Origin of the sequence: Desulfogranum marinum (assembly GCF_016918565.1) — a bacterium.
Taxonomy (GTDB): Bacteria; Desulfobacterota; Desulfobulbia; order Desulfobulbales; family Desulfobulbaceae; genus Desulfogranum; species Desulfogranum marinum.
This window is the reverse complement of the sequence record NZ_JAFFQD010000171.1, coordinates 1-413: the sequence shown is the minus strand read 5'-3', so window position 1 is coordinate 413 and position 413 is coordinate 1. Positions and strand designations below refer to the sequence as shown.

Here is a 413-nt window from a genome sequence, read left to right as displayed (position 1 = left end):
GTACAAGATGACGGATCCCTGCGCAGTCAGCCGGCGAGGGCGCCGCCGCGCGAGCCAAGCGGACGCTTGTTTGCTATCTTGGCGCCCATGAACTGCTTTCAGAGCAACAGAGTGTCATGAGCATTATTTTGGGCATAGACCCGGGTTCCCGGATCACAGGCTACGGCGTTATCCGCATAGTCGCAGGCAAGGCGGAATACCTGGTCTCCGGCTGTATTCGCACCGATCTGGGCGAGCTGCCGTCGCGCCTCAAGCAGGTGTATGACGGGGTGAGCGAGATCATCACCCAGTTCAAGCCCGACGAGTTCGCCATCGAGCGGGTCTTCATGGCCCGCAACGCCGACTCGGCCTTGAAGCTGGGTCAGGCCCGTGGCAGTGCCATAGTCGCGGCGGTCAACGCCCTGCTGCCGGTC

1 protein-coding gene is annotated in these 413 nt (G+C 62.5%); it reads left to right on the top strand.

What is annotated here, in order from left to right; genetic code table 11:
• Positions 1 to 116 precede the first annotated feature (116 nt).
• Positions 117 to 413: crossover junction endodeoxyribonuclease RuvC (ruvC, locus tag JWH17_RS23360; RefSeq protein ID WP_205225106.1), on the top strand; the 297-nt coding region annotated here is incomplete at its 3' end.